The 23,351-nt window shown below is 75.4% G+C and carries 22 protein-coding genes and 1 riboswitch; of the genes, 17 read left to right on the forward strand and 5 right to left on the reverse strand.

What is annotated here, in order from left to right:
* The first annotated feature begins 119 nt into the window (after positions 1-119).
* Positions 120-1,448, forward strand: a complete 1,329-nt coding sequence (locus NXY84_RS09275) for an MFS transporter (protein WP_258726796.1) — start codon at positions 120-122, stop codon at positions 1,446-1,448.
* 129 nt (positions 1,449-1,577) lie between these two features.
* Here the strand turns inward: NXY84_RS09275 and NXY84_RS09280 are convergent, their stop codons facing one another.
* From NXY84_RS09280 to NXY84_RS09290, 3 genes are all read right to left on the reverse strand, one after another.
* Entirely contained in the window at positions 1,578-1,964 is a 387-nt protein-coding gene (locus NXY84_RS09280) for a DUF1844 domain-containing protein (RefSeq protein ID WP_258726797.1), read from the reverse strand.
* Between the two features lie 135 nt (positions 1,965-2,099).
* The gene (locus NXY84_RS09285; protein WP_258726798.1) at positions 2,100-3,605 is read right to left on the reverse strand and encodes a catalase; all 1,506 of its coding nucleotides are present in this window, start codon (positions 3,603-3,605) and stop codon (positions 2,100-2,102) included.
* Positions 3,606-3,718: 113 nt separating this feature from the next.
* Positions 3,719-4,138 (reverse strand): Fur family transcriptional regulator, encoded by a 420-nt coding sequence (locus NXY84_RS09290; RefSeq protein WP_258727165.1) that lies wholly within the window; start codon positions 4,136-4,138, stop codon positions 3,719-3,721.
* Positions 4,139-4,579: 441 nt separating this feature from the next.
* On the opposite strand from NXY84_RS09290, the gene infC reads away from it, so the two are divergent.
* From infC to thiD, 10 genes are all read left to right on the forward strand, one after another.
* Positions 4,580-5,671 (forward strand): translation initiation factor IF-3, encoded by a 1,092-nt coding sequence (infC, locus tag NXY84_RS09295; protein ID WP_396126394.1) that lies wholly within the window; start codon positions 4,580-4,582, stop codon positions 5,669-5,671.
* Positions 5,672-5,758: 87 nt separating this feature from the next.
* Positions 5,759-5,953 carry a 50S ribosomal protein L35 gene (rpmI, locus tag NXY84_RS09300; RefSeq protein ID WP_141372337.1) on the forward strand — a complete coding sequence of 65 codons (195 nt, stop codon included), beginning with the start codon at positions 5,759-5,761 and terminating at the stop codon, positions 5,951-5,953.
* A gap of 61 nt (positions 5,954-6,014) precedes the next feature.
* On the forward strand, positions 6,015-6,401 hold the full coding sequence (rplT, locus tag NXY84_RS09305; protein ID WP_141372336.1) for a 50S ribosomal protein L20: 387 nt from the start codon (positions 6,015-6,017) through the stop codon (positions 6,399-6,401).
* A 194-nt stretch (positions 6,402-6,595) separates the two neighbouring features.
* Positions 6,596-7,501 carry a TrmH family RNA methyltransferase gene (locus NXY84_RS09310; protein ID WP_258726799.1) on the forward strand — a complete coding sequence of 302 codons (906 nt, stop codon included), beginning with the start codon at positions 6,596-6,598 and terminating at the stop codon, positions 7,499-7,501.
* Positions 7,502-7,587: 86 nt separating this feature from the next.
* A complete protein-coding gene (gene thpR, locus NXY84_RS09315) occupies positions 7,588-8,211 on the forward strand; it encodes an RNA 2',3'-cyclic phosphodiesterase (RefSeq protein ID WP_258726800.1) in 624 nt (207 codons plus the stop codon).
* A gap of 278 nt (positions 8,212-8,489) precedes the next feature.
* The gene (gene pheS / locus NXY84_RS09320) at positions 8,490-9,548 is read left to right on the forward strand and encodes a phenylalanine--tRNA ligase subunit alpha (protein WP_258726801.1); all 1,059 of its coding nucleotides are present in this window, start codon (positions 8,490-8,492) and stop codon (positions 9,546-9,548) included.
* On the forward strand, positions 9,548-12,106 hold the full coding sequence (pheT, locus tag NXY84_RS09325; protein ID WP_258726802.1) for a phenylalanine--tRNA ligase subunit beta: 2,559 nt from the start codon (positions 9,548-9,550) through the stop codon (positions 12,104-12,106). The genes pheS and pheT overlap by 1 nt, the downstream gene beginning before the upstream one ends.
* Positions 12,107-12,333: 227 nt before the next feature.
* Positions 12,334-12,447: riboswitch (TPP riboswitch) on the forward strand.
* On the forward strand, positions 12,440-13,318 hold the full coding sequence (gene thiM, locus NXY84_RS09330) for a hydroxyethylthiazole kinase (RefSeq protein WP_258726803.1): 879 nt from the start codon (positions 12,440-12,442) through the stop codon (positions 13,316-13,318). It overlaps the preceding riboswitch by 8 nt.
* Positions 13,315-14,001: a thiamine phosphate synthase gene (locus NXY84_RS09335; protein WP_258726804.1), complete on the forward strand. Its 687-nt coding sequence runs from the start codon at positions 13,315-13,317 to the stop codon at positions 13,999-14,001. The genes thiM and NXY84_RS09335 overlap by 4 nt, the downstream gene beginning before the upstream one ends.
* Positions 13,962-15,596 (forward strand): bifunctional hydroxymethylpyrimidine kinase/phosphomethylpyrimidine kinase, encoded by a 1,635-nt coding sequence (gene thiD / locus NXY84_RS09340; RefSeq protein ID WP_258726805.1) that lies wholly within the window; start codon positions 13,962-13,964, stop codon positions 15,594-15,596. Before NXY84_RS09335 ends, thiD begins: the two co-directional genes overlap by 40 nt.
* Positions 15,597-15,642: 46 nt before the next feature.
* Here thiD and NXY84_RS09345 read toward each other — a convergent pair whose 3' ends face one another.
* Both NXY84_RS09345 and NXY84_RS09350 read right to left on the reverse strand, forming a co-directional pair.
* Positions 15,643-16,179 carry a GNAT family N-acetyltransferase gene (locus NXY84_RS09345; protein ID WP_258726806.1) on the reverse strand — a complete coding sequence of 179 codons (537 nt, stop codon included), beginning with the start codon at positions 16,177-16,179 and terminating at the stop codon, positions 15,643-15,645.
* Positions 16,176-17,162 (reverse strand): quinone oxidoreductase family protein, encoded by a 987-nt coding sequence (locus NXY84_RS09350; RefSeq protein ID WP_258726807.1) that lies wholly within the window; start codon positions 17,160-17,162, stop codon positions 16,176-16,178. Before NXY84_RS09350 ends, NXY84_RS09345 begins: the two co-directional genes overlap by 4 nt.
* 158 nt (positions 17,163-17,320) lie before the next feature.
* Here NXY84_RS09350 and NXY84_RS09355 point away from each other — a divergent pair, with 158 nt between their 5' ends.
* Genes NXY84_RS09355 through NXY84_RS09380 form a run of 6 tightly spaced genes read left to right on the forward strand, consistent with a single transcriptional unit; the run spans position 17,321 to position 23,351 of the window.
* Positions 17,321-18,223, forward strand: coding sequence for a sulfurtransferase (locus NXY84_RS09355; RefSeq protein WP_258726808.1), 903 nt, complete (start codon positions 17,321-17,323; stop codon positions 18,221-18,223).
* 48 nt (positions 18,224-18,271) lie between these two features.
* A complete protein-coding gene (locus tag NXY84_RS09360; RefSeq protein WP_258726809.1) occupies positions 18,272-18,712 on the forward strand; it encodes a SufE family protein in 441 nt (146 codons plus the stop codon).
* Between the two features lie 58 nt (positions 18,713-18,770).
* The gene (gene argC, locus NXY84_RS09365; RefSeq protein ID WP_258726810.1) at positions 18,771-19,826 is read left to right on the forward strand and encodes an N-acetyl-gamma-glutamyl-phosphate reductase; all 1,056 of its coding nucleotides are present in this window, start codon (positions 18,771-18,773) and stop codon (positions 19,824-19,826) included.
* Positions 19,823-21,040 carry a bifunctional glutamate N-acetyltransferase/amino-acid acetyltransferase ArgJ gene (gene argJ / locus NXY84_RS09370; RefSeq protein ID WP_258726811.1) on the forward strand — a complete coding sequence of 406 codons (1,218 nt, stop codon included), beginning with the start codon at positions 19,823-19,825 and terminating at the stop codon, positions 21,038-21,040. Before argC ends, argJ begins: the two co-directional genes overlap by 4 nt.
* Positions 21,037-22,062 (forward strand): acetylglutamate kinase, encoded by a 1,026-nt coding sequence (argB, locus tag NXY84_RS09375; RefSeq protein ID WP_258726812.1) that lies wholly within the window; start codon positions 21,037-21,039, stop codon positions 22,060-22,062. The genes argJ and argB overlap by 4 nt, the downstream gene beginning before the upstream one ends.
* Entirely contained in the window at positions 22,059-23,351 is a 1,293-nt protein-coding gene (locus tag NXY84_RS09380; protein WP_258726813.1) for an acetylornithine transaminase, read from the forward strand. The genes argB and NXY84_RS09380 overlap by 4 nt, the downstream gene beginning before the upstream one ends.

Below are 23,351 nucleotides of genomic sequence, written 5' to 3' on the forward strand. Positions count from 1 at the left end.
CGAACGACCGGTGGGCCCGCCCCGGCAGCGGTCGCGCCGCCGAGCAGCCACCGCACGCGGCGCACGTCACGTCGGCGCTCCGGATATGTCCGTGCTCGGCGTCGGGAGGCCGGGAGACAATGGCGTCCGTGTCCCTCTCGCCGTACGTCGACCTGCTGCGCCTGCCCGGCGTCCTCCGCCTGGTGCTCGTCGCGCTCGTCGCGCGTGTGCCGCACGCCGCCTCGGGCGTCGTCGTCACGCTGCACGTCGTCCTGACGCTCGACAAGGGGTACGGCCAGGCGGGCGTCGTGGTCGCCGCGGTGACGATCGGCTCCGCGATCGGCGCCCCGTGGCGCGGGCGTCGCGTCGACACGCTCGGGCTGCGGCGCGCCCTCGTCCCGTCCGTCGTCGTCGAGTCGGCGGTGTGGGTGGTGGCGCCGTTCCTCGGGTACGAGGCGCTCGTGGTCGCCGCCTTCGTCGCCGGGCTGTTCCTCGTCCCGGTGTTCTCGGTCGTGCGGCAGTCGCTGGGTGTGCTCGTGCCGCCGGTCCAGCAGCGCACGGGCTACGCGCTCGACTCGGTCGGCACCGAGCTGACCTTCATGCTGGCGCCGGTGGTCGGCGTGCTCGTCGCGACCCAGGTCTCGACGACGGTCGCGCTCGTCTCGGTCGGTGTCTCGACCGTCGCCGCCGGGGCGCTGCTGATCTGGTTCGACCCGCCGACGCGCACGTCGCAGGTGCACGCCCGGTCGTCCGCGGCGCAGCCGGCGGGCCCGGACGCCGAGGGCGTCGTCCCGCTCGCGACCCCGGTCCCTGCCGCCGCGGTGCCCGGTCCGTCGACGTTCCGTGTTGTGACCCCGGCGCTCCTCGTGGTCCTGGCGGCCGCGGTCGCGGTGTCGTTCGTCCTGAACGCGACGGACGTGTCCATCGTCGCGGCGCTCGAGGGTTGGGGACGTGAGTCGTCGGTCGGGTGGGTCATCGCGCTCTGGGCCGGCGGCTCGGTCGTCGGCGGCCTCGTCTACGGCGCGGGCCGGCGTGCGGTGCACCCGCTCGTGCTCGTGCTGGTGCTCGCGCTCCTGACGCTGCCAGCCGCGGCGGCCGGGACGCCGCTGCTGCTCGCGGTCGCGGTCGTGCTCGCCGGTGTCCCCTGTGCGCCCGCCCTCTCCTCGATCACGGCGGCGCTCGTCCGGCTCGCGCCCGAGGAGCGCCGCGGCGAGGTCATGGGCTGGCAGGGCACCGCGATGACGCTCGGTGCCGCGGTCGGCGCACCCCTGTGCGGCTGGTTCATCGACCGGCACGGCCCGGGGGCCGGCTTCCTGACGGCGAGCGCGATCGGCGTGGTGCTCGCCGGAGGTGGGCTCGTCGTGCTCCGGCTCGCCCGCGACCGTTCGCTCCGGTCGGCGTCCCCGGTCGAGCGCGAGCAGGCGCACGACGCGGACGGAACGCACCTCCCGGTCGACGCGCGCGGCTGAGGTGCCGACGGACGACGCCGGTCGGGGGAGCGCCCCTGCGCCGCGGGCGCGTCGGACGACGAGCCGCTCAGCGACGCGCCCGGCTTCTCGCCGGGCGGCGGGCGCCCGAGCCGGCCGCCCGCCCCTGCGTCAGACGACCGAGCCGGTCAGCTTCTCGCCTGGGCCCTCGCCGGGCGCGTCCGGGAACGGCGACGCCTCGCGGAACGCGAGCTGCAGCGACCGCAGTCCGTCGCGGAGCGAGCGGGCGTGCTGGTTGCCGAGGTCGGGCGCGGAGGCCGTGACGAGTGCGGCGAGCGCGGTGATGAGCTTGCGGGCCTCGTCGAGGTCGAGGTGGTCCTCGCCGCGCGCGTCCTCGGTGTCCGGGCTCAGGCCGCACTTCACCGCCGCGGCGCTCATGAGGTGCACCGCCGCGGTCGTGATGACCTCGACCGCGGCCACGTCGGCGATGTCGCGCACGGCCTCCGTCTCGGGGGTGCGGGGGTCGACGGGGCTCGTGCTCGCGCTGTGCTCGGACATGCCCCGATCCTCTCACCGCCCGCCGCGCACGTCCGCGCGCACCTCGGCGCCCCGTCCGCCCCGGAACGCGGACAGGGCCCGCACCGAGAGGTGCGGGCCCTGCTGCCGGTCCCGTCGGACCGTCGTGCTCGTGCGTCAGGCGACCGGGACGCTCGCCGTCGCCGGCTCGCCCGTCTCGAAGGGCGCCGTCCCGGCCAGGGCGGCACGCAGCGCGGCGCCGAGGCCCGCGTCGACGCTCGTCCAGTAGCCGATCGCGCGCTCGCGGATCTCCTCGCTCTTCACCGCGCCGACGTGGCCGGTGATCGTCTCGAGGAACCGGGCACGTGCAGCGTCGTCGAACACCTCGCGGTAGAGCGTGCCGGCCTGCCCGAAGTCGTCGTCCTCGGGGTGCAGCGTCGCCGCAGAGCGCTGCAGCGCGCCGTCGGACTCCCAGCCGGGCGACTCGGCGGCGCGCGCCGGGTCCGCCGCGGCTCCGCCGACCGAGTTCGGCGCGTAGACCGGGACGCTCGGGGCGTTGAACGCGTACCGCGCGGCGCCGTCCTTCGAGTACGAGTACACCGGGGCGGCGTGCGGGGCGTTGACCGGCAGCTGCGCGTGGTTCGTGCCGACGCGGTACCGGTGGGCGTCCGCGTAGGAGAAGATCCGCGCGAGCAGCATCTTGTCGGGGCTCGCCGCGATGCCGGGGACGAAGTTGCTCGGCGCGAACGTCGCCTGCTCGATCTGCGCGAAGTAGTTCTCGGGGTTGCGGTTCAGCTCGAGCTGGCCGACCTCGATGAGCGGGTAGTCCGCGTGCGGCCACACCTTCGTCAGGTCGAACGGGTTGAACCGGTACTCGGCGGCGTCGGCGTACGGCATGACCTGGACCGAGAGCGTCCACGACGGGAAGTCGCCGCCCTCGATGGCCTCGTACAGGTCGCGGATGTGGTGGTCCGCGTCCGAGCCGGCGAGCTGCGCGGCCTCGTCGGGCGTGAAGTTGCGGATGCCCTGGTTCGTCTTGAAGTGGTACTTGACCCAGAACCGCTCGCCCGCGGCGTTGATCCACTGGTACGTGTGCGAGCCGAACCCGTCCATGTGCCGCCACGACGCCGGGATCCCGCGGTCGCCCATGAGCCAGGTGACCTGGTGCGCCGACTCGGGCGAGAGCGACCAGAAGTCCCACTGCATGTCGTTGTCGCGCAGGTGGCTGCCCGGCAGGCGCTTCTGCGAGTGGATGAAGTCGGGGAACTTGATGCCGTCGCGGATGAAGAAGACGGGGGTGTTGTTGCCGACGAGGTCGTAGTTGCCCTCGGTCGTGTAGAACTTCAGCGCGAAGCCGCGGGGGTCGCGCCACGTGTCGGGGGAGCCCTGCTCGCCGGCGACCGTCGAGAAGCGCAGCAGCGTCTCGGTCGTGGCGCCCTTCTGGAACAGCGCGGCCCGCGTGTACGCGCTCACGTCGTGCGTCGTGGTGAACGTGCCGAAGGCTCCGCCGCCCTTGGCGTGCACGATGCGCTCGGGGACCTTCTCGCGGTTGAACTGCGCGAGCTTCTCGACGAGGTAGTGGTCGTGGAGCGCGATGGGGCCGTCGGCGCCGACGGACTGCGAGTGCGCGTCCGACGCGACCGGCGCGCCGGCGTTCGTCGTGGTGTACGGGACCTGGGACACGGTGGTTCCTTTCACGAGACCGGGCAGGGCCGGCCGGGGGTGTGCCGCGCGGCGGCGGAGCCGGCGGAGCTGGGGGAGGGTCGAGGGGCCGGGCGGGTGCCTCGGCGTGGGCGTCAGGTGGTTCCGGCGGCGCGGCAGTCGGGGCACAGGCCCCAGTACGTGACCTCGGCGCTCTCGATCGTGAACCCGGACGTGGAGCTGGGGACCAGGCAGGGGGCGTGGCCGACGGCGCAGTCCACGTCGTCGAGCGCGCCGCAGCCGCGGCACGCGACGTGGTGGTGGTTGTCGCCGACGCGACGCTCGTAGCGCGCGGGGTGGCCGGCGGGCTCGATGCGGCGGAGCAGGCCGGCGTCGGTGAGCGCGCGCAGCACGTCGTAGACCGCCTGGACGGAGACGGTGGGCAGCGTGCGACGGACCTCGCTCAGGACGGTGTCGGCGTCGGCGTGCGGGTGCGCGCCGACCACGTCGAACACGGCGAGCCGCGGCTCCGTGACGCGCAGGCCGCGCTCACGCAGGGCGGCGGAGAGGTCCATGACCAGCACGTTGCCACCTTTTCTGGAATCGTTCAAGTAAGGTGGGGCTGCGCTCGAGCGTGGACGACCCCGGGGTGCCGCGCGGGGACCTCAGGGCGGACATTCCCGCAGATCCCGCGTCCGTGGTAGCCTTGACGACGACCAGCCGCGTCCTGCTGCCCGGAGACGGGCGACGGGGTGCGGTGTACAAGTGGAGCTGATCCCACCCGAGCGTCGACCGCTCGCGACCTGCACAGGGCGCGACGACAGAGGCCGGGTCCGGTCCGAGGGGTGCGTCGCGTTCCCGCGGCGCACGCCCGGTGTCGTGCCGCCCGTCGGCGCAGCACCTGCTCGGACTCGTGAGGCCCCCACCTGTACCCAGGACGGGGGCCTTCCTCGTTCCCGGGGTCCCACGACGAGTTCAAGGAGCACCACATCAGCGAGCCCCGCATCAACGATCGGATCCGCGTCGCCGAGGTCCGCCTGGTCGGCCCCAACGGCGAGCAGGTCGGCATCGTCCGCGTGGAGGACGCACTGCGCCTGGCCCAGGACGCCGACCTCGACCTCGTCGAGGTCGCCCCGGACGCCCGCCCGCCCGTCTGCAAGATCATGGACTACGGCAAGTTCAAGTACGAAGCAGACATGAAGGCCCGCGAGGCCCGGCGCAACCAGACGAACACGGTCCTCAAGGAGATCCGTTTCCGGCTGAAGATCGACCCGCACGACTACGGCACCAAGAAGGGCCACGTCGAGCGCTTCCTCTCGGCCGGCGACAAGGTCAAGGTCATGATCATGTTCCGTGGCCGCGAGCAGTCGCGCCCGGAGATGGGCATCCGCCTGCTGCAGCGGCTCGCGGCCGACGTCGCCGAGCTCGGCTTCGTCGAGAGCTCGCCGAAGCAGGACGGCCGCAACATGATCATGGTGCTCGGGCCGACCAAGAAGAAGGCCGAGCAGAAGCAGGAGCAGCGCCGGGTCGAGAAGACGCGTCCGCCGCGCGAGCAGGCCGAGACGATCGAGTTCGACGTCGACGCAGCAGCCGCGACCGCCGCCGCTCCCGCGGCGCAGGCCCAGCCTGCCGCTGCGGTCGCCACGCCCGTCGCTGCCTCGACCGCTCCGGCCGACGGTCCGGCTCCTGCGTCGGCCCCGGCTGCCGCGCCCGCACCGGTGGCGTCCGCGCCGGCTCCGTCGCGCCCCGCGGCTCCGCGGCCGCCCGCACCCGCCTCGCGTCCCGCCGCCTCGGCCCCGCGTCCCGCGAGCTCGGGTGCGCGCCCGGCGTCCTCGGGTGCCGGTCGTCCCGCGTCGTCGGCGCGTCCCACCGGGAGCGCCGCGCCGGCCAGCCGGCCGTCGTCCGCCTCGGCGCCGCGTCCCGCGGCCGCACCGGCAGCGGCATCGGCACCGGCTGCAGCACCGGCCCCGCGTCCCGCAGCGGCCAAGCCCGTCGCCGCGCCGAAGCCGTCGGCGCTGCCCAAGCCGGTCCCGCGACCGGCCCCGAGCGGTGTGAAGCCGGCCCCGCGCCCGGCGCCCTCGTCGAGCAGCGAGGACGCCAAGGCCTGACTTCCCCACGGGGATCCTCACCAGGACCCCCGCACGAACGAGTCGCGCGGCCCCGCGCGATGCGACCTCAAGGAGAGAGCGGCAGCCATGCCGAAGAACAAGACGCACTCCGGTGCCAAGAAGCGCTTCCGGATCACCGGCAGCGGCAAGGTCATGCGCGAGCAGGCAGGCGGGCGCCACCTGCTCGAGCACAAGTCGAGCCGCCGTACGCGCCGCATCGCCGGTGACGTCGTCGTCTCCGCCGCTGACACCCCGAAGATCAAGAAGCTGCTCGGCAAGTGAGCCCGGGGGCGCGTGAGCGCCCCGGACTCACCTGTGAGCCCCGAAACGCAAGGAGCATCACGTGGCACGCGTGAAGCGGGCGGTCAACGCCCAGAAGAAGCGCCGCACTACCCTCGAGCGCGCCAGCGGCTACCGCGGCCAGCGTTCGCGCCTGTACCGCAAGGCGAAGGAGCAGGTCACCCACTCCCTCGTCTACGCCTACCGCGACCGCAAGGCGCGCAAGGGCGACTTCCGCAAGCTGTGGATCCAGCGCATCAACGCGGCGGCTCGCGAGCAGGGCATGACGTACAACCGCCTCATCCAGGGCCTCAAGCTCGCGGGTGTCGAGGTCGACCGTCGCGTCCTCGCCGAGCTCGCCGTCAGCGACGCCCCGGCGTTCGCGGCGCTCGTCCAGGTCGCGAAGGCGGCCCTCCCGGCCGACGTCAACGCCCCCGCCTCGGCGGCCTGACGCCCGTTCGCACACGCACGACGCCCCCGTGGTCCACGTGACCACGGGGGCGTCGTCGTGCGTGGGCCCGAGGTCGCCGGCCGCGACAGCGGACCGTGCCCGCCTGACCCGGCCCGCGGGACCCGGACCGCGCGAGCCCGCCGACGAGACCCCGCACGCCCGAGCCGCACCCGGCGGCGCGAGAGGATGACGCCATGAGCGCCACGAGCCCCGACCCCGCCGCGCCCGGCCGCGGGCGCCCGCTGCTCGACAACCCCCGCGCGGACCGCGTCAAGGCCGTCCGCGCGCTCGCCGGGCGGTCCGCGCGCGTGCGTCACGGGCAGTTCCTCGTCGAGGGTCCCCAGTCCGTGCGGGAGCTCGTGCGCGAGGAGGCACCCCGGGTGCGGGACCTCTACCTGACCGAGGCCGCGGCGGACCGGTACGACGAGATCGTGGCGGCCGCCCGTGCCGCGGGAGTGCGGACGCACCTCGCGACGCCCGCGGTGCTCGACGCGATGAGCCCGGACGCCCAGCACGTGCTGGCCGTCGCGGAGCCCCACGACGTGGCGCTCGCCGAGGTCCTGGCCGGCTCGCCGCGGCTCGTCGCCGTCCTGTCGCGCGTGCGGGACCCGGGGAACGCGGGCGCCGTCGTCCGCGCCGCCGACGCCGCGGGCGCCGACGCGGTCGTGCTCACGGCCGAGAGCGTCGACGTGCACAACCCGAAGGTGGTCCGCTCGACCGCGGGCTCGCTGTTCCACCTGCCCGTCGTCACGGGGGTGACCCTGGCCGACGCCGTCGCGGCGCTGCGCCGGGGCGGGCTCGCCGTCCTCGCGGCGGACGGGGCGGGGGAGCACGACCTCGACGACCTGCTCGACGTCGCGGGGCGCGGCGGCTCGACCGGCGCAGCGGGCGGCACCCGGACGCCCGGCACCGGTGCGGCGCCCGACCTGGCACTCCCGACCGCGTGGGTCTTCGGCAACGAGGCGTGGGGCCTCCCGGACGCGGACCGGGCGCTGGCCGACGCGGTCGTACGGGTCCCGATCCGCGGGCGTGCCGAGTCGCTCAACCTCGCGACCGCCGCCACGGTGTGCCTGTACGCGAGCTCGCGCGCACAGCGCTGACGGGACGGCCGGCTCCGCGCGCGGACCCGGAGGGCCGGCGCGGACCGCGGTGCCGGGCGCACGTGTGCTCCTGAGACCCTGGTGCGGTGCGCCTCTTCGCCGCCGTGCGGCCCCCCGCTGACGTGCTCGACCACCTCGACCTCGCGCTGCGCGTCGTACGCGCGGGCGCCGTGGCCGACGACCGGACGTCCCCCGTGCGCTGGACCGCGGAGGAGAACCGTCACCTGACGGTCGCGTTCTACGGCGAGGTCCCCGCCGGGGTGTCCGAGGACCTGGCGCGCGGCCTCGCGCGCGTCGCGGACGAGGCGGAGCCGTTCGAGCTGCGGCTGCGTGGGGCCGGGGTGTTCTCGCACCGCACGCTGTGGGTCGGGGCGAGCGGCGAGGTCGAGGCGATGAACCGGCTGAGCGCCCGGTCGGCCGAGGCGGGCGCGGAGGCGGGGACCCGTCCCGACGAGCGTGTCCGTTCGCGCCCCCACCTCACGGTCGGTCGGGTCAGCCCGTCGGCCCGGCCCACGCGACGCTCGCGACGCCGGCCCGACGACGAGCCGCCGAGCGCGCCGGTCGACGCGCTCGTGCGCGCGCTCGCCGTGTACGAGGGCCCCGTGTGGACGGTCGAGGAGCTGCTGCTCGTCGAGTCGGAGCCGGGTGCGGGGCGGGGCGGCGGTCCGCTGTACACGCCGGTGGACTCGTGGCGGCTCGGCGGCGCGTGAGGAGCTCGTCGTCCCGCTGCACGACCGGGCCCTGTGGCAGCATGGTGCCCATGCCAGTCTCGCGACGTGACGCGCCGGTGACCCGTGGTCGCCGATTTCCCGGGCCCGTTCCCGGGCCGCGCCGCTGACGCTGCGCACGTGACCGAGTCGTCCCCGCGGGGGCGACCTGCGGCGCTCGCCGAGCGAGCCGCCGGTCCCCGGGACGGGCGCCATTAGACTGCCCAGCTGGCCGGGACCCTCGTCGGACCGGCCGCACCCTCCCCGCCTGGAAGGTCCGCATGTCCTCCTCACCCCTGTCCCCGCTCGACGCCGACGGCATCGAGGCGGCGCTCTCGGACGCCCTCGCGGCGCTCGCGAAGGCCGCCGACCTCGACGAGCTCAAGGCCGCACGGCTCGAGCACGTCGGCGACCGCAGCCGCCTGTCGCTCGCGAACCGCGAGATCGGCCGGCTGGCCCCGGCGGAGAAGGCCGTCGCCGGCAAGCTGCTCGGCTCCGCACGCGGCCGGCTGGGCGCCGCGCTCGCCGCACGCCAGACCGAGCTCGAGGCCGAGCGCGACGCCCGCGTGCTCGTCGAGGAGCGCGTCGACGTGACGCTGCCGGCCGAGCGCCGGACCGCCGGCGCGCGGCACCCGCTCGAGACGCTCCAGGAGCGCATCGCGGACATGTTCGTCGCGATGGGCTGGGAGATCGCGGAGGGCCCCGAGGTCGAGGCCGAGTGGTTCAACTTCGACGCGCTCAACTTCGGCGTCGACCACCCGGCGCGCCAGATGCAGGACACGTTCTTCGTCGAGGGTGCCGAGCCGGGGGAGGCGTCGGGCCTCGTGCTGCGCACGCACACCTCGCCCGTGCAGGCGCGCACGCTGCTCGAGCGCGAGCTGCCCGTGTACATCGCGTGCCCGGGCAAGGTGTTCCGCACCGACGAGCTCGACGCGACGCACACGCCGGTGTTCCACCAGGTCGAGGGCCTCGCGGTCGACAAGGGCCTGACGATGGCGCACCTCAAGGGCACGCTGGACCACTTCGCCCGCTCGGTCTTCGGTCCCGAGGCACGCACGCGCCTGCGGCCCGCGTACTTCCCGTTCACGGAGCCGAGCGCGGAGATGGACCTGTGGTTCCCCCAGAAGAAGGGCGGACCCGGCTGGATCGAGTGGGGAGGGTGCGGGATGGTCAACCCGAACGTGCTGCGCGCCGCGGGCATCGACCCCGACGTGTACTCCGGGTTCGCGTTCGGGGTCGGGGTCGAGCGCGCGCTGATGCTGCGCCACGGCATCGCCGACATGCGCGACATGGTCGAGGGCGACGTGCGGTTCTCCGCGCAGCTGGGAGGGGTGGCCTGATGCCGCGCATCCCGCTGACGTGGCTCGCCGAGCACGTCGACCTCCCGGCCGGCACGACGGCCGAGCAGCTCGCCGCGGACCTCGTCCGCGTCGGCCTCGAGGAGGAGGCGATCCACCCCGCCGCCGTCACGGGGCCGCTCGTGGTCGGTGAGGTCGTCGAGCGCACCCCGGAGCCGCAGAAGAACGGCAAGACGATCAACTGGTGCCGTGTCGACGTCGGCGCGCACAACGAGGAGGACGGCTCGCCGCGCGGGATCGTGTGCGGGGCGCACAACTTCGACGTGGGCGACCGCGTCGTCGTCGCGCTGCCCGGCGCGGTGCTGCCCGGGCCGTTCCCGATCGCCGCGCGCAAGACGTACGGGCACGTGTCCGACGGCATGATCTGCTCGGCGCGCGAGCTCGGGCTCGGCGAGGACCACGACGGCATCATCGTGATCTCGCGGCTCGGGCTCGACGCCGAGCCGGGGACCGACGCGCGCGAGCTCCTGGGGCTCGGCGAGGAGGTCCTCGAGATCAACGTGACGCCGGACCGCGGCTACTGCTTCTCGATGCGCGGCGTGGCCCGCGAGTACTCCCACGCGACCGGCGCGACGTTCCGTGACCCGGGGGTGCCCGTGCCGGACGCGCCCGCGGGCGGGGGCTTCGCCGTCGAGCTCGACGACGACGCGCCGATCGACGGTGTGTCGGGCGCGGACCGGTTCGTCGCGCAGGTCGTGCGCGGGGTCGCCGCGTCGGACCCGTCGCCTGCGTGGATGCAGCGCCGGCTGACCCAGGCCGGGATGCGGCCGCTCTCGCTCGCGGTCGACGTGACGAACTACGTGATGCTGGACCTCGGCCAGCCGCTGCACGCCTACGACCTCGCGCAGCTCACGGCGCCCGTCGTGGTGCGGCGGGCCCGCGAGGGTGAGCGGCTGCGCACCCTCGACGGCCAGGACCGCGTGCTGTCCACCGAGGACCTGCTCGTCACGGACAGCCCGGCGGGTGCGCGCGCGAGCCACATCCTGGGCCTGGCCGGCGTGATGGGCGGTGCGGAGTCCGAGGTCGGCGAGTCGACGACCGACCTGCTCGTCGAGGCGGCGCACTTCGACGCGATCAGCGTCGCTCGCACGGCACGGCGCCACAAGCTCCCGAGCGAGGCGGCCAAGCGCTTCGAGCGCGGCGTCGACCCCCGGCTCGCGCGCGTCGCGGTCGCCCGGGTCGTCGAGCTGCTCGTCGAGCACGGCGGCGGGACGCCCGACGCCGAGCTCACCGACGTGGACCGCACGAGCGAGCCGCCGGTCGTCGAGCTCGCCCTCGACCTGCCGTCGCGGCTCGTCGGCGTCGCGTACACCCCCGAGCAGGTGCGGGAGACGCTCACCGAGATCGGCTGCGAGGTCACCGACGCCGACGCGCCGGGCCGCGTGCGCGTGCGGGTGCCGAGCTGGCGCCCGGACCTGGCCGTGCCGGTCGACCTGGTCGAGGAGGTCGCGCGCCTGCGCGGGTACTCCGAGATCCCGTCCGTGCTGCCCGTCGCACCCGTCGGGCGAGGGCTGACCGACGGTCAGCGCGCTCGCCGGGCGGTCGCGGGCGCCCTCGTCGGGGCGGGCTGGGTCGAGACGCTGAGCTACCCGTTCGTCGCCCCCGAGCAGCACGACGTGCTCGGCCTCCCGGCGGACGACGACCGGCGCCGCGCGGTCCGGCTCGTCAACCCGCTCGACGACTCGCAGCCCGAGATGCGCACGAGCCTGCTCGCGACGCTGCTCGACACGGCGCGCCGCAACGTGAGCCGCGGGACGACCGACCTCGCGGTCTTCGAGATCGGGCTCGTGACCCGCCCGGCCGCCGGTGCGCAGCCGGCACCGCGCCTGCCGGGCGGGGTTCGGCCGTCCGACGCGGACCTCACGGCGCTCCGGGCCGCGGTCCCGGCGCAGCCGCGGCGTCTCGCCGGGGTCCTGACCGGGCAGCGCGACCCCGCCGGCTGGTGGGGTCCGGGCCGGCGTGCGGACCACTCCGACGCGGTCGCGGGCGCCCTGCTGGTCGCGCGCACGCTCGGGGTCGAGCTCGTGGTGCGCCAGGACGGGGACCACGCGCCGTGGCACCCGGGCCGGTGCGCGCGCCTCGAGACGGCGGACGGGACGCTGGCCGGGCACGCGGGCGAGCTGCACCCGAAGGTCGTCGCGGCGCTCGGGCTCCCGTCGCGGGCCGCGGCGTTCGAGGTCGACCTCGACGTGCTGCTCGCGGCGGCGCCGACCGAGCCCGTCCAGGTCGTCGAGGTCTCGACGTTCCCGGTCGCGAAGGAGGACGTCGCGCTCGTGGTCGACGCCGAGGTGCCCGCGGGCGACGTGCAGGCGGCGGTCCGGGCCGGTGCGGTGTCGAGCCCGGCGGGCGACGTCCTCGAGGAGCTGCGGCTGTTCGACGTGTACACCGGGCCGCAGGTCGGGGACGGCAAGAAGTCGCTCGCGTTCTCGCTGCGTCTGCGCGCGGCTGACCGCACCCTGACCGCGGACGAGACGGCCGCGGTGCGCGAGGCGGTCGTCGCCGAGGTGGACCGGCAGTTCGGGGCACGGCTCCGCGCCTGACCCGTCGAGCGCGCACCAGGGCGCCCGTCCCCCTCCCGGGGGGCGGGCGCCCTCGTCGTCCGCCGTCGAGCGGGTCACGGGCCGGCGCTCGCGGGAGGAGACGACCACCCGCCGACAGCCCTGCGGCCGGCGTGCCCGGGGAGGTGTGCGCCGACACGCCACGGCGACGCGCCCGTGACGGCGCGCGGAACGCTTCCGGCGCGGGGCGTGTCCGAATAGGGTGATCCGCGAATGACACGGGGTGCTCGCGTACCGGCTGCGACCGGTGCGGGCGAGCTGAGATCACACCCGTCGAACCTGATCTAGTTCGTACTAGCGAAGGGATGTCATGAGATGACTCATGCGCCTGAGAACGACCCGGCCGGCTCGGCCACGGAGCGTGACGCGCTCCTCGGCGCGGTGCACGAGGCTGCCGAGCAGGTCCGGCACCGCACGCCGCTCGTGCAGTGCCTCACGAACGAGGTGACCGTCAACCTGGTCGCGAACGTGCTGCTCGCCGCGGGCGCGTCCCCGGCGATGGTCGCGACGCCGGGCGAGGCGGAGGAGCTCGCGCACGTCGCGGACGCGGTGCTCGTGAACCTCGGGACGATGGGTGCGGACCACCGCGTGTCGATCCGCTCGACGGTCGCCGCGGCGCAGGGTGCCCGCACGCCGTGGGTCCTCGACCCCGTCGCGGTCGGGGTGCTCTCGCTCCGGACGCGGCTCGCGGCGGAGATCCTCGTGCACACTCCGGCGGTGGTCCGGGGCAACGCGAGCGAGATCCGGGCGCTCGCCGGGCTCTCCTCCGCGGGGCGCGGGGTCGACGCGCGCGACGACGTCGACGACGCGCTCACCGCCGCCGTGGCGGTCGCCGGGCGCACGGGGGCGGTCGTGGCGGTCTCGGGCGCGACGGACCTCGTGACCGACGGCGTGACGGTCGTGCGGATCACCGGCGGCGACCCGCTCCTGACGCTGGTGACCGGGGGAGGGTGCGCGCTCGGCGGGCTCGTCGCCGCGACGAGCGCCGTCGCGAGCCCGCTCGTCGCGGCGGTCACGGCCAGCGCCTGGTTCAACGAGGCCGCGACCGACGCCGCCCTCGTGGCGCGCGGGCCCGGGTCGTTCGCCGCGGCGTTCGTCGATGCCGTGTACGCCCTGACCGCGGACAGGCTGGTCGAGCGTGCGGCCGCAGGTCTGCACGTCGGCGCGCTGACGGCCGCGGGGCCCCGCGCATGAGCGCCGCGCTGCCCCCGGGTCCGTACCTCGTGCTCGACGCCGCGGTCTGCGAGGGGGCCGGGCACGATCCGCTGGACGTCGTGGACGCCGCGGCGCACGCCGGGCTCGGCGTCGTCCAGCTGCGCGCCAAGGACCGCGACGTGCGCGCGCTGCTCGACCTCACGGTCGCCGCGGCGGGCCGGCTCGCGCGGTTCGTCGGTCCGCCCGCGCTCGTGGTCGACGACCGGGTCGACGTCGTGCTCGCGGCCCGCCGCCGGGGAGCGCGCGTGGACGGCGTGCACCTCGGGCAGTCCGACCTCCCGGCCGTGGACGCGCGACGGCTGCTGGGTGCCGGGACGCTCATCGGCGTCTCGGCCGCGCGCGACGAGGACGTCGACGCGGCGCTGCGGACCGGGGTGGTCGACTACCTCGGTGCCGGACCGGTCCGCGCGACCCCGACCAAGCCGGACGCCGCGGACCCCATCGGCCTCGACGGGCTCGCCGAGGTCGCGCGCCGGTCCACGCTGCCGGTCGTCGCGATCGGCGGGCTGACCGTCGAGGACGCCGAGCCGGTGCGCCTCGCGGGCGCCGTGGGCCTGGCGGTGGTGTCCGCGGTGTGCTCGCACCCCGCGCCGTACGCCGCGGCGACCGAGCTCGTCGCCGCGTGGGCGCGGGCCCGCTCGCACGCCGCGAGCGCCTCGTGACCCCGCCGCTCGGGGCCGCGCCCGTCCCGGCGGACCGGCCGGGGCTCGACGCCGCGCCGGACCGTCTCCGCTTCGGTGCACCGGGCGGACCGAGCCGTCCGCGCGTCCTGTCGGTCGCGGGCACGGACCCGACCGGGGGTGCCGGGATCCAGGCGGACCTCAAGTCGATCGCCGCGCACGGCGGGTACGGCATGGCCGTGGTCACCGCGCTCGTCGCGCAGAACACCCGCGGCGTGCGCACGAGCCACGTGCCCGACCCCGCGTTCCTGCGCGCTCAGCTCGACGCGGTGAGCGACGACGTCACGGTCGACGCGCTGAAGATCGGCATGGTCGCGACCGAGGCCGTCGCCCGCGAGCTCGGTGCGTGGCTCGCGGCGCACCGGCCGCCGCACGTCGTGCTCGACCCGGTCATGGTCGCGACGAGCGGGGACCGGCTGCTCGACGGCGGTGCCGAGGACGCCGTGCGGTCGCTGCTCGCGCACGCCGACCTCGTGACGCCCAACCTGCCCGAGCTCGCGGTCCTGCTCGGCGAGCCGGTCGCTGCGACGTGGCCCGAGGCGCTCGACCAGGGGGTGCGGCTCGCCCGCCTGCACGAGGTCGCGGTGCTGGTGAAGGGCGGTCACCTCGCGGGGGAGCCCGGCCGGAGCCCAGACGCCGTCGTGACCACCGAGGGGACCGTCGAGATCGACGCGCCGCGCGTGGCGACGCTCCACACGCACGGGACCGGCTGCTCGCTGTCCGCCGCGGTCGCGACCCTGCGCCCGCAGCGCGACGACTGGGTCACGGCGGTGCGCGAGGCCAAGGAGTGGCTCACGGGCGCCCTCCGGGCCGGGGCCGCGCTGCAGGTCGGGACCGGCAACGGTCCCGTCGACCACGCGCACCGGCAGGGCAGCGCGCGGCGCTTCACCGACGAGGCCTGGGAGCAGGTCGCGGACCTGCGGGAGGCCTGCGACGCGCTGGCGTTCGTCCGCGGGCTCGCCGCCGGGACGCTCGCGCCGGAGCAGTTCGCGTTCTACCTCGCGCAGGACGCGCTGTACCTGCGCGAGTACTCCCGCGTCCTGGCGCGGGCGAGCGAGCTCGCCCCGGACCGCGGGGCGCAGGAGTTCTTCGCGCGCGGCGCGCACCACTGCCTCGCGGTGGAGTCGGACCTCCACCGGCGGTGGCTGGGGCGGTACGGCGTGGCCGAGGGCGGCGCGGCGACGTCACCGGTGACCGCCGCGTACACCGACCACCTGCGCGCGGTCGCGGCGACCGGCTCGTACACGGAGCTCGTCGCCGCGGTGCTCCCGTGCTACTGGCTGTACGCGGACATCGGCGCGCGCCTGCTGGCCCGGTCCGAGCTCGACGGGCACCCGTACGCCGACTGGATCGCGACGTACGGCGACCCCGAGTTCGCGCGGGCGTCGGACCGGGCGCGCGAGCTGACCGACGACGCGGCCCGGTCCGCCGGTCCGGCGGAGCGCGCGCGCATGCTCGAGGCCTTCGTGCGCTCGTGCCGGCACGAGTGGCTGTTCTTCGCGCAGGGCACGTCGATGCCGTCGTGGCCGGAGCCGTCGCGATCGACGGCCGAGCGCGAGCCGGCCGGCGTGCGCTGAGCGAGGGCTCCGCGCCGCACGTGCGGAGCGGAGCCTGCCGCCGCCCTCAGGCCGCGCCGACCTCCCGCGCGAGCAGCGCCACGCGGACCGCTCCGCCGGACGTCACCTGCTCCCCGACCTGCGCGAAGCCGAGCCGCCGGTGGAACGCGAGCGACGCGGGGTTGGGCGGGTCGAGGTTGACCTCGCACGTGACCTCGCCGAGCCCGGCCCGCACGGCGGCGGCGTCCACCGCGTCGTAGAGCGCGCGTCCGACGCCACGGCCGTGCCCGTGCGGCGCGACGACGATCCGGTCGACGTACAGCGAGCCGGGCCGGTGGGTCGAGAACCACCGGTAGTTCTCGCTCGCGTACGCGGCCCCGGGGGCGAGCGCGAGCAGGAACGCGAGCGGCGCGCCGGTTGCGGGGTCGTCGACGACGAGTGCGACGTCGCACGCGGGCAGGTGCGCGGCCAGCCCGGCGGCGCCGAGCGCGTTGACGGCCGGGACGGCGGCGTCATTGAGCACGGCGAGCGCGGGGACGTCGTCCGGGTGGGCCGCGCGCGGGACGGGGGAGTCGACGGCGGAGGCAGGCTGGGGGACGCTCACGGGACGAGGACGACCTTCCCGGTCGTGGCGCGCCCCTCGAGCGCGCGGTGCGCGTCCGCGGCGTCGCGCAGCGCGAACGTCGCCCCGACCCGGACGTCGAGCGTGCCGGCGGCGACGGCGTCGAGCAGCTCGCCGGCCCGCCAGAGAAGCTCCTCGCGCGTCGCGGTGTAGTGCGCGAGCGTGGGGCGGGTCAGGAACAGCGAGCCGGCGGAGTTGAGCCGCTGCGGGTCCAGCGGGGGGACGGGCCCGGACGCGGCGCCGAAGAGCGCGAGGCCGCCGCGCGGGCGCAGCGACGCGAGCGAGGCGTCGAACGTCGCACGCCCCACGCCGTCGAACACCGTGTGCACACCGGCGCCGCCGGTGAGCTCGCGCACGCGCGCGGGGAGCGCGGTCGCCAGGTCGTCGAGCAGGTCGTACCGGACCACCTCGGCGGCCCCGGCACCGCGCGCCAGGTCCTCCTTCTCCGCCGCCCCGACCGTGGCCAGCACCCGCGCGCCCCGGGCGACGGCGAGCTGGGTCAGGAGCAGACCGACGCCCCCGGCCGCGGCGTGCACCAGCACGTCCTGGCCGGCGGTCACGGGGAACGTCGAGGAGACGAGGTAGTGCGCGGTCATGCCCTGGAGCAGCAGCGCCGCGGCCGTCGTGAGGTCGACGCCCTCCGGCACCGGCACCGCGTGCTCCGCGTCGAGCAGCACCTGCTCGGCGTAGGAGCCTGGAGCGCCGGACGCCCACGCGACGCGGTCGCCGACGCCGAGCCCGGTGACCCCGTCGCCGAGCGCGTCGACCGTGCCCGCGCCCTCGCCGCCCACGACGTGCGGGAACGGGACCGGGTACAGCCCCGACCGGCGGTAGGTGTCGATGAAGTTCACGCCCGCCGCGGCGACGCGCACGCGGACCTGTCCGGGCCCGGGCTCGGGCGTGGGGAGCTCGACGAGCTCGAGGACCTCGGGGCCGCCGGCGCTGCCGGCCTGGATCGTCTGCACGCCGGGCGCAACGCCGGTCGCCGGCCGGATCATCCGCGGCGGACACGGCGTCTCACGATGTGTGCACCTCGCCGTCCCGCCTTGACGCGCCCCGCGCCCCGCTCGCAGGCTCAGGCCCGCGGGGTCCGACGGGGGCTCCACGGCGGACGGAGCTGGGCATGACGGTGGAGATCGACAGGACGTCGGAGAAGCTCGCGCAGTACGCGCACCCGGAGCGTCTCGTGACGACCCAGTGGCTCGCCGACCACCTCGGCGCCGAGGGTCTGGTCGTCGTCGAGTCGGACGAGGACGTGCTGCTGTACGAGACGGGGCACATCCCGGGCGCGGTCAAGATCGACTGGCACACGGACCTCAACGACGCCGACGTGCGCGACTACGTCGACGGCGAGCGCCTCGCGCAGCTGCTCGGCTCCAAGGGCATCGGGCGCGACACGACCGTCGTGATCTACGGCGACAAGAACAACTGGTGGGCCGCCTACACGCTGTGGGTGCTGTCGCTGTTCGGCCACGAGGACGTGCGGCTGCTCGACGGTGGCCGGAACACGTGGATCGCCGAGGGCCGCGAGATCACGACCGAGGTCCCGACGCCGACGCCCGTCGAGTACCCGGTCGTCGAGCGGGACGACCGGACGCTGCGGGCGTTCAAGGAGGACGTCCTCGCGCACCTCGGCAACCCGATCGTCGACATCCGCTCGCCCAAGGAGTACACGGGCGAGCTCGCGCACATGCCCGACTACCCGAACGAGGGCGCGCTGCGCACGGGCCACATCCCGACGGCCCGCAACGTGCCGTGGGCGACGGCGGTCGCTGCGGACGGGACGTACAAGTCGCGTGCCGAGCTCGAGGCGATCTACCAGGACGGCGGCCTCGGTCTGGCCCCGGACGACCAGGTCATCACGTACTGCCGCATCGGCGAGCGGTCGAGCCACACGTGGTTCGCGCTCAAGCACCTCCTGGGCCTCGACAACGTCCGCAACTACGACGGCTCGTGGACCGAGTGGGGGAACTCGGTGCGCGTCCCGATCGTCAAGGGCGAGGAGCCGGGGAGCCTCCCGGCGTGAGCCCCGCGGGCTGCCAGGCGGTCCGGAGAAGGTGGGAGGATCGGTCCCATGGCTGAGACCCACGTCCCCGAGGCCTTCGCACGGATCCGCGAGGAGTTCCTCGCCGTCCCGCAGCCGGACCGCCTGCAGCTGCTGCTGGAGTTCTCCCGCGAGCTGCCCGAGCTGCCCGAGCGCTACGCCGCGCAGCCGGGCCTGCTCGAGCGCGTCGAGGAGTGCCAGTCGCCCGTGCGCGCCTTCTCGGAGGTCGACGGCGACGGGATCGTGCACTTCTATGCGTCCGCCCCGCCCGAGGCGCCCACGACGCGGGGCTTCGCCGCGATCCTCGCGGAGGGCCTCGAGGGGCTCACCGCGCAGGAGGTGCTCGCGCTGCCCGACGACTACCCGTTCACGATCGGCCTGACCGAGGCGGTGAGCCCGCTGCGGCTGCGGGGGATGACGGGGATGCTCGAGCGGACCAAGCGGCAGGTGCGCGAGCAGGTCGGCGCGTAGGTCCTTCGACGGCGAGCCCCGTCGTAGTGACTATGCACTTGGGTGTATGGTCATGCACATGACGTTCACCGTGGCGGTCGCCGGCGCGAGCGGGTACGCGGGCGGGGAGATGCTCCGCCTGCTGCTCGACCACCCCGAGGCCGAGATCCGCACGGTCACGGCGCACTCCAACGCCGGGACCCGCCTGGGCGAGCACCAGCCGCACCTGCGCCGGCTCGCCGACCGCGTGCTCGCGCCGACCGACGTCGAGCAGCTCGCGGGGCACGACGTCGTCGTCCTCGCGCTGCCGCACGGCGCGTCTGGGGCGGTCGCGGCCGAGCTCGGGGACGCCGCGCTCGTCCTGGACCTCGGCGCCGACCACCGGCTCGTCGACGCCGCCGCGTGGGAGGCGTTCTACGGCAACCCGCACGCCGGCACCTGGCCCTACGGGCTGCCCGAGCTGCTGCACGCGGGGGAGCGGACGCCCGGCGCCCAGCGCGCCGCGCTCGCGGGCACCCGGCGCATCGCGGTGCCCGGGTGCAACGTCACCGCCGTCACCCTCGGCCTCCAGCCGGGGATCGCCGCCGGGCTGATCGAGCCGACCGACCTCGTGGCGGTGCTCGCCAACGGCTACTCGGGCGCGGGGAAGTCGCTCAAGACCCACCTGATCGCGAGCGAGGCCCTCGGTGCGGCCCAGCCGTACGCGGTCGGCGGCACGCACCGGCACATCCCCGAGATCGAGCAGAACCTCGGCGTCGCGGGCGCGGCGGCCGTGAGCATCTCGTTCACCCCGACGCTCGTCCCGATGGCGCGCGGGATCCTCGCGACCGCGACCGCCCGCCTCGTGCCCGGCACCGACCCGGCGTCGGTTCGGGCCGCCTGGGAGCAGGCCTACTGCGACGAGCCGTTCGTGCACCTGCTGCCCGAGGGCCAGTGGCCGACGACCGCCGCGACGCTCGGCGCCAACACCGCGCTCGTGCAGGTCGCGGTCGACGAGCGCGCAGGCCGCGTCGTGACCGTCACCGCGATCGACAACCTCGTCAAGGGGACCGCCGGCGCCGCCGTGCAGTCCCTCAACCTCGCGCTCGGCCTCCCCGAGACGCTCGGCCTCCCGCTGGACGGAGTCGCCCCGTGAGCACCGCACCCAAGACCCCCGCGACGCCCACCCCGTCGCCCGGCGTGACCGCCGCCGCCGGCTTCCGCGCCACGGGCGTGACCGCCGGGCTCAAGGCGTCGGGCCGCCCGGACCTCGCGCTCGTCGTCAACGACGGTCCGTCGCAGGTCGCGGCCGCGGTGTTCACGTCGAACCGCGTCGTCGGCGCGCCGGTCGTGTGGTCGCGCCAGGCGGTGTCCGACGGGATCGCGAGCGCCGTGGTGCTCAACTCCGGCGGCGCCAACGTGTGCACCGGCCCCGAGGGCTTCCAGGACGTGCACGCGACGGCCGAGAAGGTCGCCGAGGTGCTCGGGGTCTCGTCGGGCGACGTGCTCGTCGCCTCGACGGGGCTGATCGGCGAGCGGCTCCCGCGCGAGAAGCTCCTCGCGGGCGTCGAGACCGCCGGCCCCGCGCTGTCGGCGGACGGCGGACCGGACGCCTCCGTCGCGATCATGACGACCGACACCGTCCCGAAGACCGCGCACGTCACGGTCGAGACGCCGTCGGGCAGCTGGACGGTCGGCGGGATGGCCAAGGGCGCCGGGATGCTGGCCCCCGCGCTCGCGACGATGCTGTGCGTGATCACGACCGACGCCGACGTCGACGCCGCGACCGCGGACGCCGCCCTGCGCGCCGCGACGGGCACGACGCTCGACCGCATCGACTCCGACGGCTGCATGTCGACCTCGGACACGGTCGCGCTGCTGGTCTCCGGCGCGAGCGGCGTCACCCCCGACCCGGCCGAGTTCGCCGAGGCGGTGCGCGAGGTGTGCGCGCGCCTGGCGCGGGCGCTGGTCGCGGACTGCGAGGGTGCCACGCACGACGTCGAGGTCACCGTCGTGAACGCCGAGACCGAGGACGCCGCGGTCGCCGTGGCGCGGGCCGTGACCCGCTCCAACCTCGTGAAGACCGCGATCTTCGGCAACGACCCGAACTGGGGCCGGATCCTCGCCCAGGTCGGGACCGTCCCGGTCGAGGTCGCGGCGTACGACCCCGCGCAGCTCGACGTGACGTTCAACGGCGTCCAGGTCTGCCGCGCGGGCGGTGCCTACGAGGACCGCTCGAAGGTCGACCTGGCCTCGCAGCGCGAGGTGCACGTCGTCATCGACCTGCACGCCGGTGACGCGTCCGCGACGGTCTGGACCAACGACCTCTCGCACGACTACGTCCACGAGAACAGCGCCTACTCCACATGAGCGAGAGCGACGTGACCCCCAGCACCGACGGACCCACCGTGAGCGACGACTTCGTCTTCAACACCCGCACCGACCTGCGCGCGGACCAGAAGGCCGAGGTCCTCATCGAGGCCCTGCCGTGGCTGCAGCGCTTCAAGGGCGCGCTCGTCGTCGTGAAGTACGGCGGCAACGCGATGGTCGACGACGACCTCAAGCGGGCGTTCGCCGAGGACATGGTCTTCCTGCACCAGGTCGGGCTCCGGCCCGTCGTCGTGCACGGCGGCGGTCCGCAGATCAACGCGATGCTCGACCGGCTCGGCATCGAGAGCGAGTTCCGCGGCGGGCTGCGGGTCACGACGCCCGAGGCGATGGACGTCGTCCGCATGGTCCTCACGGGCCAGGTCTCGCGCGAGCTCGTCGGGCTGCTGAACGCGCACGGCCCCTACGCGGTCGGGCTGTCCGGCGAGGACGGCGGGCTGCTGCGCGCCCGGCGCCGGCACGCCGTCGTCGACGGCGAGAGCGTCGACATCGGGCTCGTGGGCGACGTCGTCGAGGTCAACCCCAGCGCGGTCCTCGACCTGCTCGACGCGGGCCGCATCCCCGTCGTGTCCACCGTGGCGCCCGACCTCGAGGACCCCACGCAGGTGCTCAACGTCAACGCGGACACCGCGGCGGCGGCGCTCGCCGTCGCGCTCGGCGCGCGCAAGCTCATCGTGCTCACCGACGTCGAGGGCCTCTACACGAGCTGGCCGGACCGCGGCTCGCTCGTGCGCCGCATCCGGTCGAGCGCGCTCGCCGAGCTGCTGCCGACGCTCGACGCCGGCATGCGGCCCAAGATGGAGGCGTGCTGGCGGGCCGTCGAGGGCGGCGTGGGCCGGGCGCACGTGATCGACGGGCGCGCCGCGCACTCGATCCTCGTCGAGGTCTTCACGTCCGACGGCGTCGGCACGATGGTGCTGCCCGACGACGAGCCGGTCCCGTCCCCGTTCACGGGCGAGATCCCGGCGGTCGACGAGGCCGCGGTCCGGAGGTCGCGGGCATGAGCGGCACCGACGTGACGCAGCCCGCCGGTGCGGGCGTGGGCGCAGGCACGGGCGACCTCGTCGCCCCCGACTCGGGCGCGCACTGGACGCAGCGGTACTCCGCGGCGGTCATGGACACGTTCGGCCCGCCGCAGCGCGTGCTCGTGCGCGGCGACGGCGCCTACGTGTGGGACGCCGACGGCAAGCGGTACCTCGACCTGCTCGCGGGCATCGCGGTCAACGCGCTGGGCCACGCGCACCCGACGCTGACCGCGGCGATCTCCGCGCAGCTCGGCACGCTCGGGCACGTGTCGAACTTCTTCGCGACGCCGACGCAGGTCGCGCTCGCCGAGCGGCTGCTCGACCTCGCCCGCGCACCGCACGGCTCGCGGGTGTTCTTCACGAACTCGGGGACGGAAGCCAACGAGGCGCTCGTGAAGATGACGCGCCGCACGGGCCGCCCACGCATCCTCGCGCTCGAGGGGTCCTTCCACGGCCGGAGCATGGGGGCGCTCGCGCTGACCCACAAGCCGGCCTACCGCGAGCCGTTCGAGCCGCTGCCCGGCGGCGTCGAGTTCCTGCCGTTCGGCGACAGCGAGGCCCTGCGGGCGGCGTTCGCGCCGGAGAACGGCGGGGGAGCGGACGTCGCGGCCCTCGTGCTCGAGCCCGTCCAGGGCGAGGCCGGTGTGCGCCCGCTGCCCGCGGGGTACCTCGCACTGGCCCGCGAGCTCACGTCGGCCGCGGGAGCGCTGCTCGCGCTCGACGAGGTGCAGACCGGCATGGGCCGGACCGGCGTCTGGCTCGCGCACCACCACGACCACCTCGGCGGCGGGATCGTGCCCGACGTCGTCACTCTCGCCAAGGGCCTCGGCGGCGGCTTCCCGATCGGCGCGGTCGTCGCGTACGGCGAGCGCGCGGCGACGCTCCTGGGCCGCGGTCAGCACGGCACGACGTTCGGCGGGAACCCGGTCGCCGCGGCGGCGGGCCTCGCGACGATCGGTGTCATCGAGCGCGACGGCCTGCTCGCGAACGTCCGCGACGTCGGCGCCGGGCTGCGTGCCGCGGTGTCCGCGCTCGGGCACCCGCTCGTCGCGCAGGTGCGCGGCGAGGGTCTCCTGATCGCGATCGAGCTGGCGCGCCCGGTGGCGGCCGAGGTCGCCGCGCAGGCGCTCGCGGCCGGGATCATCGTCAACCCATGCACGCCGACCACGCTCCGGATCGCCCCCCCGCTCATCCTCACCGCGGGCCAGGGCCAGCAGCTCGTCGACTTCCTCGCGGGGCTCCCGCGCGACCTCGGACCGGAGGCCTGA

Origin of the sequence: Cellulomonas sp. NS3 (assembly GCF_024757985.1) — a bacterium.
Taxonomy (GTDB): Bacteria; Actinomycetota; Actinomycetes; order Actinomycetales; family Cellulomonadaceae; genus Cellulomonas_A.

Bases quoted from the DNA above. Each gene is read 5' to 3' on its own strand.
- NXY84_RS09275 (WP_258726796.1), top strand. From the start codon at position 120: ATGGCGTCCGTGTCCCTCTCGCCGTACGTCGACCTGCTGCGCCTGCCC.
- NXY84_RS09280 (WP_258726797.1), bottom strand. From the start codon at position 1,964: ATGTCCGAGCACAGCGCGAGCACGAGCCCCGTCGACCCCCGCACCCCC.
- NXY84_RS09290 (WP_258727165.1), bottom strand. From the start codon at position 4,138: ATGGACCTCTCCGCCGCCCTGCGTGAGCGCGGCCTGCGCGTCACGGAG.
- rpmI (WP_141372337.1), top strand. From the start codon at position 5,759: ATGCCGAAGAACAAGACGCACTCCGGTGCCAAGAAGCGCTTCCGGATC.
- NXY84_RS09310 (WP_258726799.1), top strand. From the start codon at position 6,596: ATGAGCGCCACGAGCCCCGACCCCGCCGCGCCCGGCCGCGGGCGCCCG.
- pheS (WP_258726801.1), top strand. From the start codon at position 8,490: ATGTCCTCCTCACCCCTGTCCCCGCTCGACGCCGACGGCATCGAGGCG.
- pheT (WP_258726802.1), top strand. From the start codon at position 9,548: ATGCCGCGCATCCCGCTGACGTGGCTCGCCGAGCACGTCGACCTCCCG.
- thiM (WP_258726803.1), top strand. From the start codon at position 12,440: ATGACTCATGCGCCTGAGAACGACCCGGCCGGCTCGGCCACGGAGCGT.
- NXY84_RS09335 (WP_258726804.1), top strand. From the start codon at position 13,315: ATGAGCGCCGCGCTGCCCCCGGGTCCGTACCTCGTGCTCGACGCCGCG.
- NXY84_RS09355 (WP_258726808.1), top strand. From the start codon at position 17,321: ATGACGGTGGAGATCGACAGGACGTCGGAGAAGCTCGCGCAGTACGCG.
- NXY84_RS09360 (WP_258726809.1), top strand. From the start codon at position 18,272: ATGGCTGAGACCCACGTCCCCGAGGCCTTCGCACGGATCCGCGAGGAG.
- argC (WP_258726810.1), top strand. From the start codon at position 18,771: ATGACGTTCACCGTGGCGGTCGCCGGCGCGAGCGGGTACGCGGGCGGG.
- argB (WP_258726812.1), top strand. From the start codon at position 21,037: ATGAGCGAGAGCGACGTGACCCCCAGCACCGACGGACCCACCGTGAGC.
- NXY84_RS09380 (WP_258726813.1), top strand. From the start codon at position 22,059: ATGAGCGGCACCGACGTGACGCAGCCCGCCGGTGCGGGCGTGGGCGCA.